General features: G+C 43.1%; 6 protein-coding genes and 1 rRNA gene. 4 read left to right on the top strand and 3 right to left on the bottom strand.

Annotation, left to right across the window (positions count from 1 at the left end; translation table 11 throughout):
- The first annotated feature begins 3 nt into the window (after positions 1-3).
- Both rrf and glsB read left to right on the top strand, forming a co-directional pair.
- Positions 4-118, top strand: a 5S ribosomal RNA gene (gene rrf, locus H5200_RS22185).
- A 734-nt stretch (positions 119-852) separates the two neighbouring features.
- Positions 853-1,776: a glutaminase B gene (gene glsB, locus H5200_RS22180; protein WP_182762668.1), complete on the top strand. Its 924-nt coding sequence runs from the start codon at positions 853-855 to the stop codon at positions 1,774-1,776.
- Positions 1,777-1,796: 20 nt separating this feature from the next.
- Here the strand turns inward: glsB and H5200_RS22175 are convergent, their stop codons facing one another.
- Positions 1,797-3,101, bottom strand: coding sequence for an inosine/guanosine kinase (locus tag H5200_RS22175; protein WP_145235032.1), 1,305 nt, complete (start codon positions 3,099-3,101; stop codon positions 1,797-1,799).
- A 179-nt stretch (positions 3,102-3,280) separates the two neighbouring features.
- On the opposite strand from H5200_RS22175, the gene tadA reads away from it, so the two are divergent.
- Positions 3,281-3,784, top strand: coding sequence for a tRNA adenosine(34) deaminase TadA (gene tadA / locus H5200_RS22170; protein WP_145235034.1), 504 nt, complete (start codon positions 3,281-3,283; stop codon positions 3,782-3,784).
- Here tadA and H5200_RS22165 read toward each other — a convergent pair.
- Positions 3,781-3,948: a hypothetical protein gene (locus H5200_RS22165; RefSeq protein ID WP_169020230.1), complete on the bottom strand. Its 168-nt coding sequence runs from the start codon at positions 3,946-3,948 to the stop codon at positions 3,781-3,783. The two genes, tadA and H5200_RS22165, sit on opposite strands and share 4 nt — an antisense overlap.
- A 134-nt stretch (positions 3,949-4,082) precedes the next feature.
- Positions 4,083-5,603, bottom strand: a complete 1,521-nt coding sequence (gene mltF / locus H5200_RS22160) for a membrane-bound lytic murein transglycosylase MltF (RefSeq protein ID WP_259399264.1) — start codon at positions 5,601-5,603, stop codon at positions 4,083-4,085.
- A 253-nt stretch (positions 5,604-5,856) separates the two neighbouring features.
- On the opposite strand from mltF, the gene purL reads away from it, so the two are divergent.
- Positions 5,857-9,741 (top strand): phosphoribosylformylglycinamidine synthase, encoded by a 3,885-nt coding sequence (gene purL, locus H5200_RS22155; protein ID WP_182762666.1) that lies wholly within the window; start codon positions 5,857-5,859, stop codon positions 9,739-9,741.
- Positions 9,742-9,865 lie beyond the last annotated feature (124 nt).

Genomic DNA, 9,865 nt, shown 5'->3' with positions numbered 1-9,865 from the left:
TTGCTTGGTAACAATAGCGTTTTGGACCCACCTGACCCCATGCCGAACTCAGTAGTGAAACGAAACAGCGCCGATGATAGTGTAGCATTTGCTATGTGAAAGTAGGACATTGCCAGGCTCCAAATAAGAGAAACCCGTTACAGCGATGTGACGGGTTTTTTGTTGTCTGGAATAAAATGAAAACACCAAGCCAAGACCCCATGGTGAACTCAGTAGTGGCCGCTCTTGCATATCCTGTGCTTCACGGCATTCGTATTCCTATACATCAAACAAACCAGCTCGAAGGCGAGCCCCGCACAAGGCCGCCCCGACACAAAGATAGTGTCGCATTTGCTATGTGGCTCTCTACCGCTGTGGGCACTACGACATCGCCAGGCTCCAAATTGAGAAAGCCCGACTAGAAATAGTCGGGCTTTTTTACGTCTGGAATAAAGAAGGTTCGAGGTGAAAGGTAATAGGTTAAAGGAAAAGAATAAGAGCCTAAAGCCTACTCTATACATTTGCTATGTGGCACTCTACCGCTGTGGGCACCACGACATCGCCAAGCTCCAAATTGAGAAAGCCCGACTAGCAATAGTCGGGCTTTTTTACGTCTGCAGGAAAGCTATTGGCTTCGAGCCGTCAGTGTTAACCTTTGACATGCGTGTACTGCCACTTTTTAATCTTAAAAAACTCGCGCTACCCATAAGAAAATGCAAGCTCGCACTCTTTGTAAGTAAAAGGCAAATCAGCATTATTCATAAGTGACTGTAAGCGTGTTTTATTAGGTATTATTTGAGTAATAAAGTCAGTCTGCTTTTCTTCTAATATGGTAGAATTTTATTTCTGTTTTCAATGCCAATGAGGGTTACCTTGCCTACCTCTGATTATCAACAAGTCTTAAATGAAATTACCGCTGAGGTGCAACCACTGTTATCACAAGGTAAAGTGGCGGATTATATTCCAGCATTGGCTGAGGTTGATGCTAACCAATTTTCTATTGCTATATATACGACTGATGGCCAGACATTTTGCGCAGGCGATTGCTCGCAACGCTTTACAATTCAATCTGTTTCTAAAGTAATGACGTTAACGTTAGCGCTGCAGCGCTATGGTAATCAATTATGGCAACGAGTCGGCAAAGAGCCGTCAGGTACTGCGTTTAACTCTTTGACTCAGCTTGAGTTTGAAAAGGGTATACCGCGTAACCCTTTCATAAATGCCGGTGCTATCGTTACCTGTGATGCGTTATATAGCCGCTTGTCTGCACCTATGCATTCAATGTTAGAAACATTTAGGTTATTGTCTGGAAATAAGGGCATAGTGATTGATAAGAAGGTCGCTAATTCTGAGTATGAATTTCGTCATCGTAATGCTGCAATGGGGCATTTAATGAAGTCCTTTGGTAACTTTAAAAACGAAGTTGATGATGTGTTATGGGCATATTTTAATTTTTGTGCAATAGAGCTCAATTGTGTCGAATTGGCTAAAGCATATAACTTTCTGGCCAATAAAGGGATAGATAACGTGTCTAATAGACGCGTACTTTCAAGTCTGCAAAACAAACAGCTCAACTCATTATTATTTACCAGCGGCCTCTATGATGCGGCGGGCGATTTTGGTTATAGGGTTGGTATGCCGGGTAAATCAGGAGTATCGGGCACTATATTAGCGGTGTTACCGAATAAGTTTACAGTGGCAGTATGGTCGCCTGGGTTAAATTCATTTGGCAACTCGGTGGCAGGAATAGCAGCCCTTGAGCTGCTATCTAAAAAACTTGATATCTCTATTTTTTAACTAATATGTATTGGGAGTTGTTACTGCTCCCAATAAACCTGTTCGAGGCAGTCTTCACGCTCAGGTAAACCACGAGATAAGCGCGGTGAATGCTGTACTAACACCTCAAAACTGGCACGGTTAGCATACTTACTAATTTGTGCTAATGATGAGTAGGTCATTGCCGGTTGCTGGTGTTTAGCTGAATTACCAACATTGAGCTTATGGTAAACATTTGCCGATAAGTCATGTAGTACCGCCGCTAATGCACAATCTCCTGCACCATTGGTGTTCTTAATAGAGTCTGGACCACCCATAAATGGCGCTGTATGGCTGTATGCACGAATTGGCTGCTGACAGTCAACTTTGCGCATAGCGCGCGAAAACTCATAACGATTGAAATCTGGTATTGCGCCAGGCAGCAATGGGTATTCTGTTTCTCGTTTAAATTGCTCATCGATGTAGCCTGCCATAAACAAGCCTTTTTCACCTGCGGTACAGATCACTAAATCTACCCAATCAAGTGCTTTATCAGCAGCAAGTAGAGGGTCTTCAAAGCCAGTTATTGCCAGCCCTTCTTCCTCATTCATTGCTAAAATATCAACATGTTTTTCAACAAAACTAGCCCACCAAGTAGGGTCTTGCTCGATTAAAAACTTAGTACCAAGAGTGAGTACGACAGGGATGCCAGCATCATTGGCATATTTGACAGCTTGCATTGTTGCTTCTGTCATCGTCTCAGAACCTTGCGTACGCATTAAGTAAGCACTGATCACTAATGCCGATGAGTTCTCTATTAACTCCTGATCGATTGATTCAGGTCGTAGGTGGTTCATCAGACCTGCGCTGATGGCAAAAGTACGTTCACCAGTATCGTCAATGAGTGTAAAGCAGCGACCGATAGGACCATCTACCGGTTGTAAATAGTCGAGATCGACACGACTTGAGGTGTTACATAAAAAGCGATAAGCGTAGCTACCAATTTTAATGTTTTCACTCATCACACCCAGTAGTACAGAGCGGTCATCCGCTAATACTGAGTAGTTGTGCATAGTGTTGCCGATAGTACCGCCTGCAAACTCATAATCGATCATATCGTTGAGTTTTAAGCGGTCATATAATGCATTGGTTATATCACTATCAATAACTTGCGACATACCTCGGCGCAGTTGAAATTCGTCAAGGAAAGCTTGATCGACTTTAGCTTCTATATCAACTACGATTTGATCTATCCCTGTGATGTAGCTGCGTTGCAATTTATCACTGGCGTTGAGTTGATTAGTAAGTGGATCTTTGGCTTCCACTGGAAAATAATGTTTATGCCTGCGGCGTCCAGGAAATTTCATTTGCTACCCGTGTGTTGTGAGCTAAATAAAAAAAGCGAGAGATTATATCGTAAATCGCACGGGGTGAGCCATGTTAAAGCTGTTTTAATTTGTTTTATTTTTATCACTAATCAGTATATTTAGCGTTTTAATGGCCTAAGTGAGTATAATTAAACAATAATTAGTTAAAGATTAAGTCAATGAGTGAACAATTGAACGATCAATATTGGATGGCGCAAGCTCTAGAGTATGCAAAAAAAGCGGAGCAGTTGAATGAAATTCCTGTCGGTGCTGTACTGGTCAAAGATAATCAGTTGATTGCAGCTGGCTATAATCGTTCGATTACCGATAACGATCCTTCTGCTCATGCAGAGATGATTGCGATACGCGAAGGTGGCAAGGTCGTTAATAATTACCGCTTGATTGATTGTACTTTATACGTCACGTTGGAGCCATGCTCTATGTGCGCCGGGTTGCTAGTACACAGTCGTATCAAACGTTTAGTGTTTGGTGCTGCGGATGAAAAAACAGGATCAGCAGGCTCTATTATGAATCTATTACAAGATCCTAGATTAAATCATCAGGTTGAAGTTGAGGCCGGAATACTAGGTGAGTTATGTGGGCAAACTATTTCTGATTTTTTTAAACGCCGCCGTCAAGAAATAAAAGCTGCAAAGAAAGCTTTGCGTGACCTGAAGGCTTAACCTGCAGGTGCTGCAATGCTTAACTCTGCCATTTGTTGCATTGCAAACATTCTGCGACGCCAAATTACTTTTCTATGTAAATTACGCAGCATTATTCTGCGACGGGTAGATGATGAATAAATAACATTTCGTTTGAACGAATGTGTACGCCGACGTTTCAGCATGGTTTCTCCTGAAAATGTGAGAGTGAGAAAAGATATAAGTTAATTATATACTTGATACTACACATTAGTGATCATTTGATGACAAGTAAATAGATATTTTAGTTTGCGCGTACCTATCGCATTTTAAGTTATTTTTATTGTTCGCCGTTATCTTTTTTTTGCGGTGCTTGCTCATCGATACTGTCATCTTTTGTTGGGGAGGCCGTGGTTTGTATTGTGGCAGGCTTTGGATTTTTAATCTCAGCAGCTTGGGTAGTAGGTTGATCTATTTGTTCAGCATCATCGGGTTCAGTAGTCGGTGTGCTGATCGCGTCATTTTCATCTAACCAAACTAGTGCATCGTAGTAACGACGAATATTATCCACATACTGGACTGCAACGTCACCGCGCGAATAGCCATACTTGGTTTTACGGTAGTAACGCTTTTTGATTAATAGCGGTAAGCGTTTTTTCACATCAGCCCATTTATCAGGGCTAGCACCTTGCTGCTCGGTAATAATACGAGCATCGTTCACGTGACCCCAACCAATATTATAGGATGCTAAAGCTAGCCAAGTACGATCTGGCTGAGGAACGCGGTCGGGAATTCGTTTTTCTAGCTTCGTCAAATATTCTGCGCCGCCTTTGATATTTTGCTCAGGAGCAAGACGATTAGTTACGCCGACCTGCTTTGCAGTATCACGAGTGAGCATCATAATACCACGAACTCCTGTGGGGGATTTTGCTCGCGGATTCCACATTGATTCTTGATAACTTAAAGCTGCAAGTAATCGCCAATCTAGGCTGCCTGCATATTGCTCAAACCAAGGTTGATATTTTGGCAGTGTTTCTTTAATTGCTTCAATATAGGCAAGGGTATTAACGTAGTTAAATTGGCGGACATGGCCAAAATATTTTTCTTCAAGTACATAAAGCTGATTACTTTGTTTTACTTCACCAAAAAACGGCACCATTAACGCATATAACGAATCGTCGCCGTCTTTGCGCAGCAGCCAAGCAATGGGATCGTTACGAGTAACAGAAAAACCAATACTAAGATTAGGGTGATAGCGACGAAACAACGATAGGGTATGTGAGTCGGCAAGAGTGTAATCAATTTCACCATCGATCACTGCTTGTAATAGCTCTTCTTCGTCGAGATCTTCTGTTTCGCGCCAATTTAAATTGGGGTGAGTTTGTTTAATTTGTTGCAGTGCCAATGAATGGCTACTTTTGGCAAGTACTGTCAGGTTATCGGTTAGATCATCAAAATCACGAGGTCTTACTCTACCTTGTTTATAAACCAGTTTTTGGCTAATTGTGCGATAGGTTGGGCCAAAACGGTAATCTTGGGCGCGTACTTTATTGTACGTTAAACCAGAGGCTATTAAGTCTAAATCGCCGCTATCTAAGCGTGAAAACATGTCGGATAAGTTAAAAAATGGCACCATCTCCAGTTCAACCCCAAGGTGATCTGCAAACTCTTGCGCTAACTCATATTCAAATCCTTGTTCACCTTGCACTGCTTGATAATAATTACTTGCTCCAGCTAACGTACCTACTCTGATTTTGTTTTGAGTTTTTATTTGGCTGAGTTGAGATTGCTGCTGTTGCATATCGCAGGCACACAAAAGCATTACTAACGTAATGATTGTTATTAGCTTTTGTTTAAACATACTGTGCCCCTTGAATGCTATTACACCCTTATATCAAAACTTTGCGATGACGTCACTTGGCGATTTGTCATAGATGACTTTACTGTGTTTTATATTTCATCTGCCACTAGGTATAATTAGCAATAAACGATGCTAACTTATAGCGCTCTTGCTGCAATTTTAATTCCCTGCTTAACCTGTATTTCCGAGTTACTTGAGTATATAATACCCGCCTAAAATATCGTTCAATCCCTAACCCCGGATGAAAATACCTATGTTGATCCTTCGTGGTGCACCAGCACTTTCCGATTTTAGAGTTCAGAAAATTTTAGCCCGTTGCCAACAGGCGCAACTTCCAGTCACTAATGTATACGCTGAGTATGCACACTTTGCAGATCTAACCGCACAGCTGTCAAGTGATGAGCAAACTAAGCTTGAGAAGTTACTTACCTATGGTCCAACGATTGCCGAACATACACCTGCAGGCACTTTGGTGTTAGTAACGCCTCGTCCTGGCACAATCTCGCCATGGGCTTCAAAAGCGACGGATATTGCACATAATTGTGGCTTAACTCAAGTACACCGTGTTGAGCGCGGCATCGCTTATTATGTTGAAGGTGACTTAAACGCTGAGCAATTAAATCAAGTTGCAGCCTTATTACATGACCGCATGACCGAAGCAACGCACAGCGCAATGGACAACGCTGCGACGTTATTCCGTACTGATGCACCGAGTCAAATGTCATCAGTTGACATTTTAGCCGGCGGCCGTGAAGCGCTAGCAACTGCAAACGTTGAGCAAGGTTTTGCCCTTGCTGATGACGAAATTGATTACTTGGTAGAAAACTTCCAAAAGTTAGGGCGTAACCCGAACGACATTGAATTATTTATGTTTGCACAAGCAAACTCAGAGCATTGTCGTCATAAAATTTTTAATGCAGATTGGACCATCGATGGTGTAGTTCAGCCTAAATCGCTATTCAAAATGATTAAAAATACCTACGAGCTAAACCCTGAAAACGTATTATCTGCTTATAAAGATAACGCCGCAGTAATGAAAGGTTCGAAAGCGGGTCGTTTCTTCCCAAATGCTGAAGGTGAATATGCATATCATCAAGAGAACATTGAAATCTTGATGAAAGTTGAAACCCATAACCACCCAACTGCGATTGCACCTTTTTCTGGTGCTGCTACCGGTTCAGGTGGTGAAATTCGTGATGAAGGTGCAACAGGCCGAGGCTCTAAGCCAAAAGCAGGTTTAGTTGGCTTTACTGTATCAAACTTACGTATTCCTGGTTACGAGCAACCGTGGGAAACTGATTTTGGTAAGCCTGCTCGTATCGTTACAGCATTAGATATTATGACTGAGGGCCCATTGGGTGGCGCTGCGTTTAATAATGAGTTTGGTCGTCCAAACTTAGTCGGTTACTTCCGCACTTATGAAGAGCAAGTAACCAGTCATAATGGCCTTGAGGTGCGTGGTTACCACAAGCCAATTATGCTTGCAGGTGGTTTAGGTAATATTCGTACTGACCATGTACAAAAAGGTGAAATTCCTGTTGGCGCTAAGTTGATTGCGTTAGGTGGCCCAGCGATGAACATTGGTTTAGGTGGCGGCGCTGCTTCATCAATGGCGTCAGGCCAATCAAATGAAGATTTAGATTTTGCGTCAGTACAACGTGAAAACCCAGAAATGGAACGTCGTTGTCAAGAAGTCATCGATAAATGCTGGCAGTTAGGTGATGCTAACCCAATCGCGTTTATTCACGATGTGGGCGCGGGCGGTTTATCAAATGCATTCCCTGAGCTTGTTAATGACGGTGGTCGTGGGGGCAAATTCCAACTGCGCGATATTCCGAATGATGAGCCGGGCATGGCACCGCATGAGATCTGGTGTAACGAGTCTCAAGAGCGTTATGTACTTGCTGTCGCGGTTGAAGATTTTGACCGTTTTGAAGCCATTTGTAAGCGTGAACGTGCGCAATATGCTGTAATAGGTGAAGCGACTGAAGAGCGTCATTTAACCGTTGCAGATAGCCATTTTGGTAACAACCCCGTTGATTTACCACTGGATGTGTTATTAGGCAAAGCACCTAAAATGCACCGTGAAGCGCAATCTCAACAAGTTATTGGTAAAGCGCTGGATACTGCAAATATTGACGTAAGTGAAGCGGCAACACGTTTATTACGTTTACCTGCGATTGCTGAAAAGACGTTCTTGATCACCATTGGTGACCGCTCAGTAACAGGGCTAGTTGCTCGTGACCAAATGGTTGGTCCTTGGCAGGTGCCAGTTGCTAACTGTGCCGTAACTGCAGCAACGTATGACACTTACCATGGTGAGGCAATGTCTCTTGGTGAGCGTACACCTGCAGCATTGCTTAATTACGGTGCATCAGCACGTTTGGCCGTAGCTGAATCATTAACCAATATTGCTTGTGCTAACATTGGACCGCTTGAAAACATTAAGTTGTCTGCTAACTGGATGGCAGCAGCTGGTCACCCTGGCGAAGATGCGGGTCTTTACGAAGCAGTTAAAGCGGTGGGTGAAGAGCTTTGTCCTGCGCTTGGTTTAACCATTCCTGTGGGTAAAGACTCTATGTCGATGAAAACCCAGTGGGATGAGAATGGCGAGCAGAAGTCAGTAACAGCACCATTATCACTTATTATCACCGCGTTTGGTCGTGTTGACGATGTACGTAAAACGGTTACTCCGCAGCTACGTACAGATAAAGGTGAAACCTCACTTATCTTGGTTGACTTAGGTGCTGGTAAAAACCGACTAGGTGCATCAAGTTTAGCGCAAGTTTATAAGCAATTAGGTGATGTAACGCCAGATGTAGATAGCCCTGAATTACTAAAAGGCTTCTACAATGCAATGCAAGCGTTAGTCGCTGATAATAAGTTACTTGCTTATCATGACCGTTCAGACGGTGGTTTATTTACCACAGTGGCTGAAATGGCATTTGCGGGTCATACTGGTGTGACTGTTAATTTAGATGGTTTAACAGGTTCTGACATTGAAGCACTTTATAATGAAGAGCTCGGTGCGGTAATCCAAGTTGCTAACAGTGATTTAGAGGTCGTGAACGCAGTATTTGCTGAGCATGGCATTGCTGCAATCAGCCATGAAATTGGCACACTTAACAGTGACGACAGTGTGGTATTTAACCGCGCTGGTAACCCTGTACTTAGTAACACGCGTACTGAATTACGTACTATTTGGGCAGAAACCACCTATCAAATGCAAGCACGTCGTGATAATCCTGATTGTGCTAAGCAAGAATTTGATGCCAAGTTTGATGTTAAAGATCCTGGTCTTAACGTTAAACTAAACTTCGATTTAAATGAAGATGTGGCAGCACCGTATATTGCGACAGGCGCTAAGCCTAAAATGGCTATCTTACGAGAGCAAGGTGTTAACTCGCATTTAGAAATGGCAGCAGCATTTAACCGTGCTGGTTTTGCGGCAGTTGATGTACACATGAGCGATATTCTTGAAGGGCGTTTAAGTCTGGAAGAGTTTAAAGGCTTAGTGGCATGTGGCGGCTTCTCTTACGGTGACGTGTTAGGTGCTGGTGAAGGTTGGGCTAAATCAATCTTATTTAATGATATGGCACGTGAGCAGTTCCAAAGCTTCTTTGAGCGCCAAGACTCATTTAGTTTAGGTGTGTGTAACGGTTGTCAGATGTTATCAACATTAAAAGAGTTGATCCCTGGCACTGAACATTGGCCACGCTTTGTGACAAATAAATCTGAGCGTTTTGAAGCACGTTTTAGCTTAGTTGAAGTGCAAGAGAATCCTTCGGTATTCTTCAACGGTATGGCGGGCTCTCGTATGCCTATCGCTGTGTCTCACGGTGAAGGTCATGCTGAGTTTGCTAATGATGCAGCAGTGAAAGCAGCGCTTGAGTCAGGTACTGTAGCGGTTAAGTTTGTTGATAACTACGGTAACCCTACGACACAATATCCTGCTAACCCGAACGGCTCGCCAGAAGGTATCACAGGTATTACTTCAGCTGATGGCCGTGCTACTGTAATGATGCCTCACCCTGAACGTGTATTCCGTGCGGTTGCTAACTCGTGGCACCCAGATGAGTGGCGCGAAGATAGCCCATGGATGCGTATGTTCCGCAATGCACGTAAAAATGTAGGTTAAACTATATTTATACACACTAGATTCATTATCTAGTACTAGAATAAAAGGCTGCACTGTGCAGCCTTTTTTGTTTATGCTGGTCAAAGGTCAAAGGTCAAAGGTCAAAGGTCAAAGGTCAAAGGTC

It is taken from the genome of Pseudoalteromonas sp. SG43-7, from assembly GCF_014164295.1.
Lineage (GTDB): Bacteria > Pseudomonadota > Gammaproteobacteria > Enterobacterales > Alteromonadaceae > Pseudoalteromonas > Pseudoalteromonas rhizosphaerae.
Note: the sequence above shows the minus strand (reverse complement) of the source record. Positions and strands in the feature narration are given on the sequence as shown.

Coding starts and splice junctions, on each gene's coding strand:
- H5200_RS22175 (WP_145235032.1), bottom strand. CDS start 3,101: ATGAAATTTCCTGGACGCCGCAGGCATAAACATTATTTTCCAGTGGAA.
- tadA (WP_145235034.1), top strand. CDS start 3,281: ATGAGTGAACAATTGAACGATCAATATTGGATGGCGCAAGCTCTAGAG.
- H5200_RS22165 (WP_169020230.1), bottom strand. CDS start 3,948: ATGCTGAAACGTCGGCGTACACATTCGTTCAAACGAAATGTTATTTAT.
- mltF (WP_259399264.1), bottom strand. CDS start 5,603: ATGTTTAAACAAAAGCTAATAACAATCATTACGTTAGTAATGCTTTTG.
- purL (WP_182762666.1), top strand. CDS start 5,857: ATGTTGATCCTTCGTGGTGCACCAGCACTTTCCGATTTTAGAGTTCAG.